This window comes from Paenibacillus sp. J14, from assembly GCF_000518465.1.
Classification (GTDB): Bacteria; Bacillota; Bacilli; order Paenibacillales; family Paenibacillaceae; genus Fontibacillus; species Fontibacillus barengoltzii.
Genome location: NZ_JADQ01000013.1, coordinates 55731 through 72805 on the forward strand (window position 1 = coordinate 55731; position 17075 = coordinate 72805).

General features: G+C 51.7%; 18 protein-coding genes. 3 read left to right on the forward strand and 15 right to left on the reverse strand.

All coding sequences use genetic code 11. From position 1 onward, the window contains the following. Window positions 1-51: 51 nt before the first annotated feature. From M891_RS0106795 to M891_RS0106815, 5 genes are all read right to left on the reverse strand, one after another. Window positions 52-1449 (reverse strand): glycosyltransferase family 2 protein, encoded by a 1398-nt coding sequence (locus M891_RS0106795; RefSeq protein WP_036624697.1) that lies wholly within the window; start codon window positions 1447-1449, stop codon window positions 52-54. A 43-nt stretch (window positions 1450-1492) separates the two neighbouring features. Then, on the reverse strand, window positions 1493-2248 hold the full coding sequence (locus M891_RS23440) for a hypothetical protein (RefSeq protein ID WP_016311645.1): 756 nt from the start codon (window positions 2246-2248) through the stop codon (window positions 1493-1495). A 26-nt stretch (window positions 2249-2274) separates the two neighbouring features. Beyond that, the gene (locus M891_RS0106805; RefSeq protein ID WP_028538298.1) at window positions 2275-4506 is read right to left on the reverse strand and encodes a hypothetical protein; all 2232 of its coding nucleotides are present in this window, start codon (window positions 4504-4506) and stop codon (window positions 2275-2277) included. Window positions 4507-5429: 923 nt separating this feature from the next. Then, a complete protein-coding gene (locus M891_RS0106810; RefSeq protein ID WP_016311643.1) occupies window positions 5430-6227 on the reverse strand; it encodes an arsenite methyltransferase in 798 nt (265 codons plus the stop codon). Window positions 6228-6299: 72 nt separating this feature from the next. After that, entirely contained in the window at window positions 6300-6746 is a 447-nt protein-coding gene (locus M891_RS0106815; protein WP_028538299.1) for a MarR family winged helix-turn-helix transcriptional regulator, read from the reverse strand. Window positions 6747-6931: 185 nt separating this feature from the next. Between M891_RS0106815 and M891_RS0106820 the strand changes: the two genes are divergently transcribed. Genes M891_RS0106820 through arsC form a run of 3 tightly spaced genes read left to right on the forward strand, consistent with a single transcriptional unit; the run spans window position 6932 to window position 8776 of the window. Next, the gene (locus M891_RS0106820; RefSeq protein WP_016311641.1) at window positions 6932-7255 is read left to right on the forward strand and encodes an ArsR/SmtB family transcription factor; all 324 of its coding nucleotides are present in this window, start codon (window positions 6932-6934) and stop codon (window positions 7253-7255) included. A gap of 16 nt (window positions 7256-7271) precedes the next feature. Beyond that, entirely contained in the window at window positions 7272-8327 is a 1056-nt protein-coding gene (gene arsB, locus M891_RS0106825) for an ACR3 family arsenite efflux transporter (protein WP_016311640.1), read from the forward strand. Between the two features lie 20 nt (window positions 8328-8347). Beyond that, entirely contained in the window at window positions 8348-8776 is a 429-nt protein-coding gene (gene arsC / locus M891_RS0106830; protein ID WP_016311639.1) for an arsenate reductase (thioredoxin), read from the forward strand. Window positions 8777-8882: 106 nt separating this feature from the next. Here arsC and M891_RS0106835 read toward each other — a convergent pair whose 3' ends face one another. The 10 genes from M891_RS0106835 to murQ form a co-directional block, all read right to left on the reverse strand. Beyond that, the gene (locus M891_RS0106835) at window positions 8883-9218 is read right to left on the reverse strand and encodes a YolD-like family protein (RefSeq protein ID WP_016311638.1); all 336 of its coding nucleotides are present in this window, start codon (window positions 9216-9218) and stop codon (window positions 8883-8885) included. Beyond that, window positions 9215-10459 carry a DNA polymerase IV gene (locus M891_RS0106840; RefSeq protein WP_028538300.1) on the reverse strand — a complete coding sequence of 415 codons (1245 nt, stop codon included), beginning with the start codon at window positions 10457-10459 and terminating at the stop codon, window positions 9215-9217. Before M891_RS0106840 ends, M891_RS0106835 begins: the two co-directional genes overlap by 4 nt. Next, on the reverse strand, window positions 10456-10845 hold the full coding sequence (locus M891_RS0106845) for a hypothetical protein (RefSeq protein ID WP_036699572.1): 390 nt from the start codon (window positions 10843-10845) through the stop codon (window positions 10456-10458). Before M891_RS0106845 ends, M891_RS0106840 begins: the two co-directional genes overlap by 4 nt. Beyond that, window positions 10842-11189, reverse strand: a complete 348-nt coding sequence (locus M891_RS0106850; protein ID WP_307719198.1) for a hypothetical protein — start codon at window positions 11187-11189, stop codon at window positions 10842-10844. The genes M891_RS0106845 and M891_RS0106850 overlap by 4 nt, the downstream gene beginning before the upstream one ends. Before the next feature lie 244 nt (window positions 11190-11433). Continuing rightward, window positions 11434-12180, reverse strand: coding sequence for a type I methionyl aminopeptidase (map, locus tag M891_RS0106855; protein ID WP_028538302.1), 747 nt, complete (start codon window positions 12178-12180; stop codon window positions 11434-11436). Next, complete coding sequence (locus M891_RS0106860) at window positions 12177-12860, reverse strand: TetR/AcrR family transcriptional regulator (protein ID WP_028538303.1); 684 nt, start codon at window positions 12858-12860, stop codon at window positions 12177-12179. The genes map and M891_RS0106860 overlap by 4 nt, the downstream gene beginning before the upstream one ends. A gap of 224 nt (window positions 12861-13084) precedes the next feature. After that, window positions 13085-13375, reverse strand: a complete 291-nt coding sequence (locus M891_RS0106865) for a stage VI sporulation protein F (protein ID WP_016311632.1) — start codon at window positions 13373-13375, stop codon at window positions 13085-13087. Window positions 13376-13479: 104 nt separating this feature from the next. Continuing rightward, on the reverse strand, window positions 13480-14334 hold the full coding sequence (locus M891_RS0106870; RefSeq protein WP_028538304.1) for a MurR/RpiR family transcriptional regulator: 855 nt from the start codon (window positions 14332-14334) through the stop codon (window positions 13480-13482). A gap of 115 nt (window positions 14335-14449) precedes the next feature. Next, complete coding sequence (locus M891_RS0106875; protein ID WP_028538305.1) at window positions 14450-15901, reverse strand: PTS transporter subunit EIIC; 1452 nt, start codon at window positions 15899-15901, stop codon at window positions 14450-14452. A 42-nt stretch (window positions 15902-15943) separates the two neighbouring features. Continuing rightward, a complete protein-coding gene (murQ, locus tag M891_RS0106880) occupies window positions 15944-16849 on the reverse strand; it encodes an N-acetylmuramic acid 6-phosphate etherase (RefSeq protein WP_028538306.1) in 906 nt (301 codons plus the stop codon). Window positions 16850-17075: the final 226 nt, after the last annotated feature.

Sequence of the window (17075 nt, forward strand, 5' to 3'; positions counted from 1 at the left end):
CATCTCCTTTCCGGCAACCGCCGCAAAGCGGGGGAGGGAGCTCTCCGTTCCCTAGGCTGACTTGGCCGGCTTGGCTGTTTTGGCAGCCGAATCTCCTTTGTCCTGCCAGCTTTGACGGGTCATCGTCCCCCAGGAGTTGTTATTGCGCATAAACTGGATATGTCCCTGGATGCGCCACAATCCCCCGAGCTGCGCGTAACCGAAAAACTTTAGCGCCGAGAACAACAACAGCTTGCACAAATCCGACAGCTTGTCGAATCGTTTGAACGCCAGTTCCTCCAGTAAGAGCGCCCCGATACTGAGCACGTAACCGCTGAGGAAGTTGATCAGCCAGAAGATCGCAAGAATCCGCCAGTGCGTCATGTCCATCAGCGTGTACCCAATCAGGGCGAGCAGCCCCGTGATTTTAAAATAAGGGTTCAGCGCTTCAAAAATAATGTTGTACGGCATCGTCAGAAGCCCCATCACCTTGTATCTCGGATTAAAGGCCATGTCGTAGTTCTCGATCATGTTCTTCAGGTTCCCGCGGCCCCAACGCTTGCGCTGGTTCGACAGAATCCGGTACGTGTCCGGCGCTTGTGTCCAGCACACCGCTTCCGGACAGAAGGCGATACGGTACTTCAGCTTGTTCTCCAGCATGTACCGATGAAGTTTAATGATGATGTTCATATCCTCGCCGGGATACCCGCCGCGATAACCGCCGACGGCGATAACGTAATCCTTGCGGAACAGGCCAAACGCTCCAGAGACGATGATCAGCCCATTGATTGAACTCCAGCCGATCCGGCCGCCGAGGAACGCCTTCAAGTATTCCGTGGCCTGGAACATCGGCCAGATTTTGCGAGGCAGCGAAACCTCTTTCACTGCCCCGTTCTCAATCACGCAGCCGTTGGCAATCCGCACGTCGCCGCCTATGGCCACCGTTTCCTCCGGATTTTCCATATACATCCGAGCCATCCGGATCAACGCGTCCTTCTCCAGCAACGAGTCGGCATCAATCGAAGAAATGAGCGGATAATGCGCCAGGTTGATGCCGGCATTCAACGAATCGGCTTTACCGCCGTTCGGTTTGTCGATGACGTACAGATGCGGGTACTTCGGATTGTGGTACACCGCCGTAATCGGCTGACAGTCGATCGTGTGACGAACGTCTGGATTCTCTAGCGGCATCAGCTCAAATTCTTCCCGCAGCACGCCCAGCGTGTTATCCTTCGATCCGTCGTTAATAACGATAACTTCATAGGTCGGATAGTTCAGGGTCATCAAGCATTTCACGTTCTCAATAACCGTGAGTTCCTCATTAAAGGCAGGCACCAGCAGCGAGACCGGCGGTACCAGTTCAGAACCGGACAGCGTGTTGTATTTCGAATAGGCCGCCCGGCGGAAGATCGTCAGAATTTGGCGGAACGAGAACGTCATAATCGAAAAATAAATCAAGTTAACCGACATGACGTAATACGTCGCAAACAGACCATAAATCAGCAAAATATCTCTAAGCAGTGGTCTCCCTCCTCTCAAGCGCAAACGCATAACGCCCCAGCGCCGGGACTTGCCCCGGCATTTCTTGGCCGCGCATCGCAGCCATCGCCACCTTCACCAGATCCGGGTTGTCTTCCTTCATCAACTGAAGGAGAAGCCGGCTGGTGTCCAGCCGCGTCTCCATCAGAATGTCAGCGGCGAGATGGTGAATCGGTTTGCCATGACGCAACAAATAGACCAGCATATCTCTGAGCTGCTGCTCATGCTCCGCGCTCTTGGCAATTGAGCGGGCAATGACGATGCTCAGCGGGCTGTATTTCTGATCCTTCAGCATCGTGAGCAGCCGCGGCACCGCCTCCGCCGCCCGCATCCCGCCAAGCCGGTAGGCGGCGGCGATCCGCCGGCCGTAGAACAAGCTGTCGAGCAGCTTCAGGTCCTGCTGGACAAAGCCAGCGTTGTAACATAATGCGATCAGCTTCTGCTGCAGATCGCCCTTAAATTGTTCGATCCATTCGGTTACCCGCTGTTGGATCACCCGCCGTTCCAGCTCAGTCAGCTTGCCCGGCGGCAGCGGAAGCTCCTCAGCATCGCCCAAATGAGCCTGAAGGAACATGAAATAGTCTTGGTGCTTCTGCAAGTATTCCTTCGTTTTACGCTGAATGCGCAAATGCCGGATCTTTAAGTAAAACAAGAGCAGTATGCCTATGCCGATCAGCCCCAGGCATACATAAATAAAGGCAATTGCCAGGCCAAGATGCTGACCCGCCATCTTCATTTCCTCCTCTCGGCGCCTGGTTATTCTCCCGTGGTCCTGCGATCTGGCAAGGTGCGGTAGAACGCCTGCAAGGCGTAATAACCGGACTTAAGCCGTTCGGTGTACTGCACGGTTTCCCAAGGCTGCCATACGTATTTGGGGAACGTGTCCAAAGCAACGTTCTCCCCGCTGTCACCGTGATCTGTCCCCGATTCACTTCGCTCCTCAATCCAAGGCACGAAGGTGATGCCGTCGGTCTCGGTCGTCGAGAAGGCGAGGTCCTCCTTCAAAGGCCGGTAGTCGATGACCTGGCGCGAGCTGGGATCAGCGAAGCCCAGCAACATCCAAGGAATGCGCAGTTCTACCTCATTGCCGCTGTACTGCCACGAAGCGAGAGAGTTGAAATCATCGCTTCCCGTGTCGGTTGTGCCGCGAATCAGCTGCCCAACGGTCATGTCCTGAAACGGATGGGCCGATCGGGTATCCGGAGGTTTCATGGTCAAGCTGACCGCCAGCTTCCAAGGTTGAAACTGCACGGTTTGCTCCTCGGTAGGATCGTCCAGCATCCAATAACCGTACCGCCCGTAGAGACGGCGGTGGAAATCGTAGCTTGGCGCCACCCGCACCTCAGTCTCCTCATCGCTTCCGATATTCACGATCGCTTCGAGGCCGTCGTCTAACCGCAGCCTTGGCATCTCCGTCACCGGTTGGTTGCCGCCAGGCTGTGTGTTTGCACCGAGGCGGATGAGCCGCTTCGCAGGGTCGAACGGCTCGCTGAGCCGCAGCCCGACATACACATAAGCTTCGTCATGGGTCACCTGCAGCCGGTCGATGCCAGATGCTGGTTGATCCCAGGCTTGGACCTCTCCCTCCGGCAGGTTGTCCCAATCGTCCAGCTTGCCGTCGATGATGAGATCGTCTTCTTTTCCGGGACCCATGGACAACAGGCCAAATTGTTTTTCGTTCGTAAGCACATTCAGCCAAAAGGCGCGTCGATCCTCCGGGATCTCAAAGCGCATCGTATTCCACGTCTTCTTAAACCATTCATCCTGCCACATGAACAAGATCGCGCCGGCATATCCGGTATCGTAAATATCCTTCGTCAAAGAGACGTTGATTTCACCTTGCTCTTGTTCGTTGTGCCCCCCTTGGTTCCGTCCCCCTCGGCCGAGGTGGGAGACGCCCAGCGAAGACGGGACGCCATATTCGGTAATCATAACCGGAATGTCCTTATAGTAAGCTTTGAGCTCCTGTAAGTAAGCTTTATAGGTGTTGTAATCCCCATTTCCATCCGGAATCGTCTCGAGCGTCTTATCCAGATGGAAAAAGTCGGGATAGTACGGATACGCGTGATAAGCAGCGAAGTATCCTGCTTCCCATTTCACCGGCCGAATATGGGTGGCATCCACACTGGCCAGATCCTCCTCGAACAACGGTTCACCAGGATGCTCCAGCACATCCGTGGTCACCCAATTCGTAAACGTGATCGGATGCTCCCAACCGTAAGCCCGCTCCTTCTGAGCCGTGTCGTCCACCAGCTCCGCGAGCCAGCTCTCAAACGGGGTTGCTTCCTCGGTCGCCGCAAAATACTGTCCTTGATACGGCGTAACATCCGCGTGCTTGCGGTTCGTATTATCCACCATTTCCGGGTCCCATTCGGTGCCGATATGCCAAGCCATGAGATAAGGACCGGCGTTGGCGGTATATTTGCCGCCCGATGTTCCCGGCTGCTTGGGCACCTTCAAATCGCCGTATACAGCTTTGACCGCTTTTTCAATTTCCTTGTGAAAGGCTTCCTTGATCCCCGGAATATAAGCGTCCTGCTGCTCAATGAGTTGCTCTTCCGGCGACCAGATCCCTTGAATGAAATAGAGGGGATCCTTCCCTTTGTCCCGGTTGTATTTGACGAGCGCCTTGTAGAACACCGGGTTGTGCACCGTATAAATACGAATGACGTTTGCGCCCATATCGTCAATTTGTTGGAACCAGCGTAAGTAGTCGTCTTCCGTGATCGGAAATTCCCCAGGAAAATGTCCCGGCACCGTCGCCCCCAGGTTGACGCCTTTGACGAACAGCTCCTCCCAGCGGCTCTCGCCGTCATAGGCGAGAAATTTGTCCCCTTTGGTGCGGAACTTCAGCTCGGTTCCGTCCTCTGCCGCATAGCTGTAATGGGGCGGCGGCCAGTTTAATACGACCAGCACCACGCAGCCTGCGATCAAGAGGCCTGCCAGAACGAGCCCGATCGCTAATCGTTTCTTCGCTAATGTCGTCATCGGATTTACCTCTTAGTTCACCTCGCTGTTCTTCTTCTCGTGCACGTTCCGTTTAAGATCGATGCCCCTGCTGTGTCTGGCCTCCGATGAGCAAGCAAGGGCAGCAACCTTACGTACGGCCGCTTTTCTATGCAGCTATGCAGGTGATGATGCAGTATGGCCGATTCGCACCTCCGCTTCTCAAAATCACTTTTAATCATGAACCAACCGGACCTGTCGTGTAACTAGGCTGTTGGGAGTGTTTTACAGTTGGGCCTGTTTTCCGGGGGGATACGGATTTTCGGCACCCTTGTCCGGTTGGTTCATTTCGTGATAATAGACGTGCGAAATTCATCTAGGTTTCGCTCAATTTTTACACCCTTTTCCATAATGGTTACAAAATTGATACCAAAGTCTTGTCCGAAAATCGCATCATTCTGCGGTTTTTCGCGATTTGCTTCCGTTACAGCCCCTCACAAAAAAAGCTTCCCAGGTCCCAGCTTGGGACTATCGTTTTTTCAGCATCTTGGAATACGTTTTTGCGTCATGCCATCCTGCCTTGATCGGCGACTTCCTTCCTAAAAAATGACGTTTTCCCGCCCACTCCCTCCAGATCCCAGCTCATCCATTTTTCACCTTCCGTTAACAAAAAAAGCTCCCGATCCGCCAGCGGCAGATCAGCAGCTTCATTGGTTTTACTTTAGCTTTGCACAAATTTACTCGTCGTTAATCCGGCGAATCGATGTCGGCTCCAATAATGTCCGCAAACGCAATCCCTTCTGGTCCAGACTCGGTCTGAAGGCACGCCCGTCGTGCCCCGGGATCGACTCTCGGCACAGTTCCTAGGACCTCTCGTCCTTGCCATCCCCCCTAGAGACGTTAGGGGAACCGACCTTCCGGTTCACAGCGAGTGCCCGAGAATGCGCGGTCGGAATCGATGAACCTTAGGGTCTGACCGCTTTGATGACGGCAGAAACAATGTAGTCTTCTACCTTCGAACCAGGGACCCAATCTTTAATAAACGCTCTGGATTCCTCTTTCGGCTCGACTACGATATCCTTAAATCCGCTTTGCTTAAGCATCGCTTTGAGTTCCTCAACCGATGAAGCCCCAGATACGCACCCCGAATACAAAACATCCAAGTCGTTTTTGATTTCCGCCGGAAGCTCTGCCGTCGTAACGACATCGGAAATGGCTAGACGCCCGCCGGAGCGTAAAACACGGAATGCCTCATCAAAGACTTGTTGTTTATCCGGCGAGAGATTGATGACGCAGTTAGATATGATCACATCCACCGTTTGATCCGCAACCGGTAAATGCTCAATCTCCCCTAGCCGAAAATCCGTATTCGTGAACCCGCCTTTGACAGCGTTGCCCCGAGCGCGGCTCACCATTTCAGGCGTCATATCGACCCCTATCACATAACCGGTATCCCCAACCTGCCTTGATGCCAGAAAACAATCGAAACCGCCGCCGCTTCCGAGATCCAATACGACTTCCCCCGGTTTCAGCTCTGCTATTGCCTGCGGATTCCCGCATCCTAGGCCTAGATTCGCGCCAGTTGGAACAGCCGCTAGTTCTTCAGTAGAATAACCCAACTGCGAAGAGACCTCATTGGCCGTACCGCAGCAGCTTGATTCTGACGAGCAGCACGAGCTGGACTCCTCCGCCCCTTGCAAAGCAATTTCTTTGTACCGGCTGCGTACATTTTGGCGAATTTGATCGTTCTTGACTTGATTCATGAATCCTCTCTCCTTTACTTTTTTATATTTATAATTATTTGCATTTTGCAAATATTATTGAAAAGATCGCCCTTAATAAGGGGCTGAACAACATTGGCTGGATTTCGCCATCGCTTCGTTTAATAGTTTGATCGAGCGGATGACGGTCTCTTTTTCAAAATCGTTCATGTGCGAGAAGATTTCGTTGAAATAATCTTTCATTTGCTGGTCAATTGCCCCCGCAACATACTTGCCTTCCGTCGTTAAGGAAAGAAGATGCACCCTGCGGTCTTTTGGATCGGGCGTTTTCTTGACTAAATTCATCTTAATTAACGATTGAACCTGTCTGCTAAATGTCGTGATATCGGTCCCTAATGTCTCTGCTACTTGCTGAATAGAAGGCTTGTGCTGACGATCAATTTCATAAAGGATATGGCTTTGAATGACGGAGATGTCACAGCCACCCGCAGAACAGCAGTTTTTATTCAGAAAGCCAAAGCGACGAGTCATGATTTGAAATAATTCACGTACATTTTCCACATTTTCCACGGTGCCTCACCTCTCATGAAACAGTTATACCGCATTTATTTGCAATTTGCAAGTATTAACTTTACCTTTATCTCAGGAAATGGGTTATGAGGAGGGCGTAAATTTCGGTATTGACTTTTTTTAATACAAATAACAATATGGTTATATGGTTTTAATATGGGGTGATAATCATGACAATGGAATTTGAAAAGATAGCGGATATTCTGAAAGCTCTAGCCGATCCGACAAGGTTGAAAATCCTCTCTTTGCTCCGTATTCGCGATTGCTGCGTGTGTGAACTGGTTCCCATCTTTAACATTTCCCAGCCAGCCATTTCTAAACATGTAAGCCGTCTAAAAACGGCTGAATTGGTCCGCGAAACGCGAAAGGGGCAATGGGTGTTCTATTCGATCAACGAGAAGCGGTTAGAGGAAATTGGTTATGCTCTGTCCCATTTGCCTGATCTGTCCGAGGAGCTGCGGAAATTGGAGCAACGAGGAATGACAGTTACATGCGAGTAAAGGGAGTGTACAGTAATTGAGTAAACAAAAGAAAAAGCGACTCTCATTTCTGGATCGCTATTTGACGTTATGGATTTTTATTGCGATGGCGATAGGAATTGGCTTGGGTTACGTATTTCCTAACTTTGTCGCCGGTTTGAATGAATTTCAAGTTGGAACCACGTCGATACCGATTGCACTTGGCCTTATTTTAATGATGTATCCGCCGCTGGCGAAAGTACGATACGAAGAAATCGGCCGTGTCTTTCGAAATGGCAAAGTGTTATCCATTTCATTGATTCAAAATTGGCTTATCGGCCCGATCTTAATGTTTTTCTTGGCTATAATTTTTCTCCAAGGTTATCCAGAATATATGGTCGGCCTGATCATGATCGGTTTAGCCCGCTGTATTGCAATGGTTATCGTCTGGAATGATTTGTGCAGAGGGGATGCCGAGTACGCGGCGGGACTCGTTGCTTTCAACTCGATCTTTCAAGTTTTGTTTTACTCCGTCTACACCTATATCTTTGTTACGATTTTGCCGGGATGGTTCGGGTTGGAGGGCGTCGTTGTTGATATTACGATGGTCGAAGTCGCCAAGAGCGTGTTTATTTATTTAGGGATACCGTTTGTAGCCGGAATGATTACTCGCTATTCGCTTGTAAAAGCAAAAGGGCGATCCTGGTACGAAACGGTCTTTATTCCAAAAATCAGTCCCATCACACTTATCGCATTGCTGTTTACGATTATCGTCATGTTCTCACTGAAAGGCGAGATGATCATCCAATTGCCTTCGGATGTCGTGAGGATCGCGATTCCGCTATTAATTTATTTTGTCGTTATGTTCCTGATTTCGTTCTTCATGGGCAAAAAAGCCGGAGCTGACTATCCAGTGACTTCTACACTGGCATTTACCGCCTCGGGAAATAATTTTGAGTTGGCAATCGCTGTTGCCGTTGGGGTCTTTGGAATTCATTCCGGCGCTGCATTTGCGGCCGTGATCGGACCTCTTGTAGAAGTCCCTGTGATGATTGCGTTGGTCAACGTCGCGCTCCGATTTCAGCGAAAGTACTTTTCAAAGGAAGCTGCTTAACATAAACAGGAGGTATCATCATGTCAGATAACAAAAAACTCGTTTATTTTCTTTGCACAGGAAACTCTTGCCGCAGCCAAATGGCGGATGGTTGGTTGAAGGCGCTCGGTAATGATCGGTACGAAGTAAAAAGCGCCGGGTTGGAGGCACATGGGCTGAATCCGCGTGCCGTCCAGGTGATGAAGGAAGCTGGCGTCGATATTAGCGGTCATACATCGGATGTTATCGATCCGGAGATTTTGAATCGGGCTGACTATGTGATTACGTTATGCGGCCATGCAGACGAACATTGTCCGGTGATTTCGAATAAAAACGTCGTGAAGTGGCATTGGGGCTTCGATGATCCAGCCAAGGCAACCGGCACCGAGGAAGAAATCATAAGCCAATTTCGAGCAGTTCGGGACGCGATTAAGTCGCGTGTCGAAAAGTTTCTTGCTGAAGACTGCTAATCTGTCAACATTATCCTAACTTTGCATATTTCAATAAAAAGAGCTATCCCGGAAGCCGTCTACGACGACTTTTAAGGATAGCTCTTCAGGCATTCTTTATTTCATATCATTTCCACATACCATCAATAATGTCCGATAGCTTGATCCAACGAAAATCATTTCCATCAGTGATTCTGATGTTTTTTTGTTGCAGATCGATCTTCGTCACGACTCCGGTTATTTCCGCTCGATTCAATTCGCCAAATAATACTAAAGTGATCTCTTTCCTGAGCTGCATGGATTCAGCAATGAGCCTGGAGATCCGTTCCATCTCTTGATCATCTAATTGCGGCCGCGTGTTCTTTCTCAAATTCTGCTGGTGCATGAGATAAGCTTCCTTGTGCTCTGGAAGCATCATTCTTGACGATTCGAACAAGCCGTTTCCTTTCAGTTTTTTGCTCATTTATAATGTCCTCCAATTTTTTGCGCACGATCCCGCGCCTGGCCCGACACTTTTAAAGAAGAGGCCCTCATAATCGCGGTGCTTCCGTATTTCTCCTTAATTCGGTCCGTGGTTCTTTCCAAGGCTAACTTAACTTCGCGGTTATTGAACAAAGTAAGCTGATATTCCTGGTCGCTTACTAACTGACTTAAAGTGACCCCAATTTTCCGAACAGGCAACCCATCCCAATGGCGTTTAAACAGTTTTTTCGCTGCGTCGAACACCTCATCCGTGAGGCTCGTCGGGTCGGGTAATTTCATTTGTCTGTAGAAGCCGGAAGGGTGATCAAAATCCGCCCCTTGGCATCCTACCGAGACCACCCAGCCCATATACCCTTTCGTTCGAGCTCGTTGACACACTAACTCCGACAGCTCTAACAAGGGAACCATGATGTCATCAAACTCCCAGTAATCGTAGGGAAGGGTCATTTGATGGCCGATGGCTTTTTGCAAATCATGTGTACTTGGCGTTACCGGGGAATGATCCTTGCCGTTGGCAATGAGCCACAGAACTTCCCCATTCACTCCCCATTTGGCTCTTAATTTGCTCAGGGGAGTCTGGGCCAGCTGGCCAATGGTATATATCCCCATTCTCATTAAATGCCGGCGCATCCGGGAGCCCACCATAAACATCTGATGAATCGGCAACGGCCAAAGCATTTCTTGCACGTCTTTCACAGGCAAGTAAAAAATCCCTGTGGCATTCCGTTTGGCGAAATTATCGCAGGCCATTTTGGAGAGCACCTTATTTTCACTAATTCCAATGCGTACACGAACTCCCGTCTCCTTCATGACTTTATCCTGAATGCTCCGCGCAATGTTATCAGGACCGCCAAAAAGCTGTAAGCTTCCCGTGACATCCAAATACTGTTCATCGATGCTGTACGGCTCGACCAAGTCCGTGTAGGATTGATAAATTTCTGTAATTTGCAAGGATACCCTGATGTATTCCTCCATACGGGGACGAATGACCACAAGATCCGGGCATTTGGCAAGTGCCTCTCCCAGCCTCTCTGCCGTAGTGATCCCATATTGCTTGGCAAGGGGACACGCGGCGAGGATAATCCCGGAACGACGCGCGGGGTCTCCTGCAACCACAACAGGTTTGTCTGCATACTCGGGGTGGGCCGCTTTTTCAACACTTGCGTAAAAGGATTGACAATCCGCCAGCATGATGACTCGACTTTTGTTATCGCTTTTCATAGGCTGTCGCTCCTTAAGTCGACGTTAAGATACTTACTCAAATATTGATTAAGCTCCGCTTTCACCAAGCTCCAAAGCATGGAAAATCTATGTTGATAGCCCCTGCACAAATAGCGGGCCTCCATGCCCAATTCAGTGCGTTGTTGCTCGAACACCTTGATCCCTCTGTCGCGCATTTGTTTCCGAACCGACGTCAAATCTGCAGTGATCACATCTTGGGCAGTGTGTAAGGCTCTTGCGTATACCACGTCCATCTTTAGCTTTACGGTCCCTAATGCTCTCATATCCCTTTCCAACACATCCAAGAGAAGAGGGAGTAGAATGTAATCTTTGACCAGTTGAAGATCTTCTTCCGTCTCCAAGGGCGCTGGGGGGATACCTTTCATGAGGACATCCCCTCTTTCGTCCCATCGATCCCTAGATAGGCGCAAAGCCGACGGATCAGTTCCGCCTTCACCAATCCCCAGAGCATGGAGAACTCGTACGTATACCCCCGGCATAAATAGCGGGCTTCAATCCCCAGGTTCGTCCGCCGCTCTTCGAATACCTTCAGTCCATGCTCACGCATGCCTTGGCGCACCCGGGCCAAATCCGCGGCTGCGGCGTTCTGCAGCAAGCGGATCAGCCCCTTGTATACCTGAGGCAGCTTCAACGAAGCGGATGCCAATGCGCGCTGGTCTCGTTCCAGCACATCAAGCAACAGAGGAAGCAGCACATATTGCTTGATCATCTCCGCTTCCTCCTGCGTTTGCCAGGGAATAGGGCTCATGCGTCTCCCTTCTTCATGCTGTCTGTCATATGCTCACCCTCTAATCAGAACGTCTGTTCCTATTATATTCATAATACGAACAAATATTCCCTTTCGCAACAGGTTTATGTTGGATAATTTGGCAGAGCGAAAGCATGCCAAAAAAAGCGGAGCCCTTGTCCCTTCGGACTTTGGGCATCCGCCTTCCTTTCCTGCTTGCTGCTGCTTATTGAGCTGTTAAAATCAGCGGTCCGTCCGCCGTCAGCGCGATCGTATGCTCGAATTGGGCCGACAATTTGCCGTCCGCTGTACGCGCCGTCCAGCCGTCATCGTCGATCACGATGCGGAACGTGCCTTCATTGATCATCGGCTCAATCGTAAACACCATGCCTTCCTTAAGCCGAATGCCCTTACCCGCTACGCCGACATGCTCGTAGTTGGGCTCCTCATGCAGGCTGCGTCCGATCCCATGACCCAGCAGATCGCGCACGACGGAATACCCGTTCGCTTCCGCATGCTTCTGAATTGCTGAAGTCACATCGCCCAGCCGGTTGCCCGGGATCGCTTGGGCGATCCCCAGCTCCAGACATTCCTTCGTCACCCGCATCAACTTTTCCGCCTCAGGACTCACCTGACCTACCGCATAACACCAGCACGAATCGCCAAACCAGCCATCCGCCTCCGCCACGATGTCCAGCTTAAGCAGATCGCCGTTCTGCAGCGGCCGGTCGGAAGGGAAACCATGGGCTACCACATCGTTTACTGAAGCGCAGGTTTCGGCCGGAAACCCGTTGTATCCTTTCGTAAACTGCTTGCCGCCCAGTTTCGTAATATGCCGGGCGACGAAATCATTAATTTCCTTGGTCGTCACTCCGGGTTGAATCATTTTGGCGACTTCCCGGTGACAATCCGCAACAATCTGATTCGCCCGTTTCATCTCTTCAATTTCCCGCGGCGATTTCAATATAATCATTCAGCTCTCACTCCTTCGAGGGTCTGTCGGGTTCGCTCCGACAGCCGATACAATAGCAGGCGCGCAATGTCTTCCGCTTCATGGTCCAGCGTGCCTTGGCGCAGCGGAGAGCCGGCGCAACCGGCCAGCGCAGCCAACAACCGTTCTGCCTGCCGGACGCCCTCTCCAACGGCTTCTTGTCCCGCCGATGCTGTGCTCGCAGTCGCAACGATCACACCGGACCCCGGCGGTCCCCCATGCTCCAGCACCGCGGCGAACGGCTGCAACACCTGACGGCGGAACGTCTCCGCCAGCGGCAGCGCCCGCGCTTCTGGAAGCAGCTGGAAGCCATCCGCCGCCAGCTTATACAACAGATAAACGCCGTGATCCTTGGCCCACAGCTTCAGCAGCCGAGTGCCGGCTGCAACAAGGGAATCGGCGGCCGCTTCCGGCTCCGCTGGCTTCAGGTCGATCCATTCCCCGGCCCGGTCCATCGCCGTCCACAGCACGTCATACAGCAGATCCCCTTTATTGCTGTAATAGTGGTAGACCGTACCGTAACCAAGCCCGGCCTCAGTGGCCACGTCCCGAATCTCTAGCGTCAGGCCTTTCTCCAGAAACACATCGGCGGCCGCGACACGAATTTGAGCAAGCCGGCGCAGCCTGATCTCTTCATTTTGTTCCTTCGTACGCGGGGTCATCCGCCACAACCTCCTTTTATTTTTGACCTACTCTCATGTCAATATAAAACAAAACATGGAGATTGGCAAGCAGAAATGACTCCCGGCGCTTTGTGCCCCGCTCATGTATCGTTTAGCTTATCCCGCCTGTCCCCGGATCATCCCTCCGAAAAAATAGCAAAAGGCCGCCGGGGTACCTCCCCAGGGCCTTATCACCCGTCCCGCTGCATCGCTGCGCACTTACTTTAGCGGAACATTCCCCATAACCGCAGCAAGTGAAGCGTATTTCGCGGGTCGATTCGCTGATCGATAACGAATTGGACGATCTGCTCTTCCTGAACGCCGCTTAATCTTTCGCCAAGCACAGAAGCGGCCGTTCTAACGAGCCTGCGCACCTTAACGCGATCCTGCAAATCCGCGCGGGTGAGGCCGTCGACGACCTGTTTCATCCGCTCTTTGATCGCCGGATTTTTCATTTTGAACTTCACCCGTTCGACCAGCTGCGGACTGATTCCATACTGATAATAGCTGGGCATCGTGACTAGCACCTCCTGTCCCGTCATTTCCGGACTTCAACCCTAATATATGACGGTAAGGCTGTCCATAGTGCCTGAAAATCCAAAAGCACGCGGGAAAGCCGCTAGTTCTGTTTGAGGAACGCCGTTGCCTCATGGGTTTGACTCAATCGGAGGATCGTCTCTTCGTATTGCGTCGAGGCGTACGCAAAGAACAAAATATCGATCATGACCAATTGCGTAAGCCGTGAGCTGGACGCCCCGCTGCGCAAGGTCGCTTCCGGCGCCTGCGGCGTGTACAGCATCAAATCGGCCAGCTCGGCTACTTTATGATTGCCGAAACGGGACAAGCCGATGGTGCGCACGCCGTACTTTTGGGCAACCCGGAACAATTGCAGCACTTCCTTGGTGTTCCCGCTGTAAGAGATGCCCATAAACAAGGCCCCCGGCGGAGCGCTGGCCAGCGCGGCCGCAATTAGATGCTCGTCCTGCAGAGCGAACGCTTGCTTCCCCAGGCGCAGCCACTTTTGTGCGGCATCCGCTGCGACGATGGCCGAAGCGCCTACCCCGTACATATGGATGACGGAAGCTTGTCGGAAGCTGTCCACCACCTGCTCGATCAGTTCGGGCTGCAGGTGAAGCATCATATCTTGAATGGCTTGGAGACTGTTGGAGACCGTCTTTTGAATGACGTTTTGAATCGTCTCCCCGCGTTCGATGTCATAATAGCCCGGTCTTTGCGGTTTGGCATTATCGACCGACAAACGCATTTTCAAATCAGGAAATCCGCTCAGCCCCAGCGAACGGCATAGCCGGGTAATCGCCGCCGCACTGGTCCCCGCTTTATCGGCGACCGCATGGATACTTAAGCCGGAGACTTCCGCCGAAGCCGCCAAAATATATTGGGCCGCCTTTCGTTCCGATTCAGGCAGTTGTTCCAGCATGGCCTCCATTTGCGTAAGTATACTTCCCGTCGTCACGGGCATCCCCTCCGTTTTCCCCATCCGTCTGATGCTTATTTCCAATTCCCTAAAACGCAAAAGAAACGCGGCAGCCCGGTAAAAGGCAGCCCAACGTTTCTTCTGCTGACTTGTATTATCTATTATGCTCTATAAGCATCTGCTTTGTAAAACCAAAGAAATACGTGAGCAAGAATCCGGCGATATAAGAGACAACGAGCCCGGCCAAGTAACCGAGAATCGTCATTCCGATTCCCATCGGTCCTTGAATCAGCGGGATCAGGACAAGGCCGGAAGGTCCAATCGCGACCGAACCGATGAAGTTGCCGGTCATTGCGAACAAACCAAGCACAGCCCCGCCAAAACCACCGCCGAGACAAGCGGTGATAAACGGCCGGCCCAGAGGCAAGCTGACCCCGTAAATGAGCGGTTCACCGATGCCAAGAAATCCGACGGGCAACGCCCCTTTGATCATGTTGCGCATCCGGGAGTTCTGCTTCAACTTGATATAAATGGCGATCGCCGAGCCAACTTGACCTGCACCTGCCATGGCCAGGATCGGCAGCAACGCGGTGTATCCAACCTGCGAAATCAATTCAGCATGGATCGGAATGAGCGCCTGGTGTAAACCGAACATAACCAACGGCAGGAACAGCGAAGCGAGTACAAATCCGGACAGCGGTCCGCCATGGGCTAGCAGCCAAGTAGTAGCCTGTCCGATGCCTTGAGAGATAATACCGCTGACCGGCATCAGGAAGAACACGGTAACTAAGCCAGCAAGCAGCAACGCAATTGTAGGAGTGACGATGATATCAATTGCTGCCGGCATCCGTTTTCGGATCCATTTTTCCAACACCGAGATCAACCCTGCCGCCAAAATCGCCCCGATGATACCGCCCTGTCCCGCATTCAGCTTAATTTCCCCAAACAAGGGATAGGTGTAAGAGATATTCGCCACCGCCGGTGCAACGATAATCGCCGCCACAGCACCGCCAAGCGCGGGCGTTCCTCCAAACTCTTTCGCGGCATTCACCCCGGCAAAGATCGTCAAATATCCGAAGAAGGCCGAGCCAATGACGCTGATAATCGGTTGGAGCGTCAGCAGCCAATCCGCCCCATTGCCGGAGGTAATCAGGTTGTTGATCAGACCGGCAATACCGTTAATGATCCCGGCCCCGACCAACGCAGGAATCAGCGGAATAAAGATGTTGCCGATTTTACGCAGAAAATTTTTGAAAGGCGTGTTGTTCTTCTTCTTAAGCTCGGCCTTGATGTCCGAGCCCTCGCGGAGCGCCGCCGTTTGACCGCCAGTTGCAGCTCCTTGACCGCCGTGACCCTGCGCTTTCAGAAGTTTGCCAAATTCCTCCGCTACACTATTGACAACACCCGGACCGAGAATCACTTGATACGTCTCATCATCCACCGCCCCAAGTACGCCCTCGATCTGTTTAAGCCCAGTTTCATCAATTTGGCTGCGATCCCGGACCGACACCCGCAACCGGGTCATGCAGTTTGTATATTGCTCCACATTGTCAGAACCGCCGATGGATTCCAAGATCCGTTTCGCCATCGTTTCATATTTGCTCATTGGGAAGCCTCCTGCCTCTATAGGATGGTCTAACTTTTTTTCTTAACGTATTGCAGTCGCAGACTTCGCAGCTTTACCGATAAACCCTTGGTTCTCCTCTAATTTCTCCAAAGCGACCTCATAAGAACATCCCGTCAAAATCATCAGGATCGCCGGTTTCGGTTTGCCTTCGGTAAGTCGCAAAGTGTTCTCCGCAGTTGATGCATCGCAGCCGGTTGCCTCCATCACGATCCGCTTCGCCCGATCGGCCAGCTTCTCATTGGTGGGCTGAACATCAACCATCAAATTGCCGTAAACCTTACCTAAGCCGATCATCGACGCGGTAGACAGCATATTGCAGACCAGCTTCTGCGAGGTTCCTGCCTTCAGCCGTGTCGAACCGGTCAGCACTTCGGGACCGTTCTCGATCTCGATTGCGATATCGGAAATGGTGCTGATCACCGCATTCTTGTTGCAACTGATACTAATCGTTTTGGCACCCATTTGCTTCGCGTATTCCAATCCGCCGATGACATAAGGTGTACGCCCGCTGGCAGCGATTCCGACGACCGCATCCTTGGCGGTAAGCTCGAGGTTTTGCAGATCGATGCGCCCCAGCTCGGCCCGATCCTCTGCTCCCTCAACGGCCTTGATAAAAGCGTTGCTTCCGCCTGCGATCAGCCCAACCACCTGGTCCGGGGAAGTCCCAAATGTCGGCGGACACTCCACCGCATCCAGCAAGCCGATCCGTCCGCTCGTGCCGGCTCCCATATAAATCAGTCGACCGCCTTTTTTTAGCGACTCCGTAATGGCAGTCACGGCTTGGGCGATTTTGGGGATTTCCTTTTTCACCGCTCCAGCAACTTTCGCGTCCTCCTCGTTCATCACCGTAAGCAGCTCAGTTACATCCATTTCATCCAAACGCATCGTTCGCTCGTTTCTCGCCTCAGTTGTCAAATTTTCCAGCATTTCAGATACACTCCTTTGTTTGCAACAACCCTAGTTGTAAGTGTTTTCGACATGATTATAATTCATTTGATATTTTATTTCAATATATAACTTTTTGGTTGAAATAATATGTCAAACCATGTCACTTCTTGCTAGTTGAAGAGGTTAGAACGTATCCGCTTCAAGGCCTGACATCCCAGATATTCCAGTAAAAAGAGCAACGCTAGACGCAACCTGTCAACTTTAG

What these genes read in the sequence shown, in the direction of transcription:
- M891_RS0106795 (WP_036624697.1), bottom strand. Translation starts at nt 1,449, where the DNA reads ATGTCGGTTAACTTGATTTATTTTTCGATTATGACGTTCTCGTTCCGC.
- M891_RS23440 (WP_016311645.1), bottom strand. Translation starts at nt 2,248, where the DNA reads ATGGCGGGTCAGCATCTTGGCCTGGCAATTGCCTTTATTTATGTATGC.
- M891_RS0106805 (WP_028538298.1), bottom strand. Translation starts at nt 4,506, where the DNA reads ATGACGACATTAGCGAAGAAACGATTAGCGATCGGGCTCGTTCTGGCA.
- M891_RS0106810 (WP_016311643.1), bottom strand. Translation starts at nt 6,227, where the DNA reads ATGAATCAAGTCAAGAACGATCAAATTCGCCAAAATGTACGCAGCCGG.
- M891_RS0106820 (WP_016311641.1), top strand. Translation starts at nt 6,932, where the DNA reads ATGGAATTTGAAAAGATAGCGGATATTCTGAAAGCTCTAGCCGATCCG.
- arsC (WP_016311639.1), top strand. Translation starts at nt 8,348, where the DNA reads ATGTCAGATAACAAAAAACTCGTTTATTTTCTTTGCACAGGAAACTCT.
- M891_RS0106835 (WP_016311638.1), bottom strand. Translation starts at nt 9,218, where the DNA reads ATGAGCAAAAAACTGAAAGGAAACGGCTTGTTCGAATCGTCAAGAATG.
- M891_RS0106840 (WP_028538300.1), bottom strand. Translation starts at nt 10,459, where the DNA reads ATGAAAAGCGATAACAAAAGTCGAGTCATCATGCTGGCGGATTGTCAA.
- M891_RS0106845 (WP_036699572.1), bottom strand. Translation starts at nt 10,845, where the DNA reads ATGAAAGGTATCCCCCCAGCGCCCTTGGAGACGGAAGAAGATCTTCAA.
- M891_RS0106850 (WP_307719198.1), bottom strand. Translation starts at nt 11,189, where the DNA reads ATGATCAAGCAATATGTGCTGCTTCCTCTGTTGCTTGATGTGCTGGAA.
- map (WP_028538302.1), bottom strand. Translation starts at nt 12,180, where the DNA reads ATGATTATATTGAAATCGCCGCGGGAAATTGAAGAGATGAAACGGGCG.
- M891_RS0106860 (WP_028538303.1), bottom strand. Translation starts at nt 12,860, where the DNA reads ATGACCCCGCGTACGAAGGAACAAAATGAAGAGATCAGGCTGCGCCGG.
- M891_RS0106865 (WP_016311632.1), bottom strand. Translation starts at nt 13,375, where the DNA reads ATGCCCAGCTATTATCAGTATGGAATCAGTCCGCAGCTGGTCGAACGG.
- M891_RS0106875 (WP_028538305.1), bottom strand. Translation starts at nt 15,901, where the DNA reads ATGAGCAAATATGAAACGATGGCGAAACGGATCTTGGAATCCATCGGC.
- murQ (WP_028538306.1), bottom strand. Translation starts at nt 16,849, where the DNA reads ATGCTGGAAAATTTGACAACTGAGGCGAGAAACGAGCGAACGATGCGT.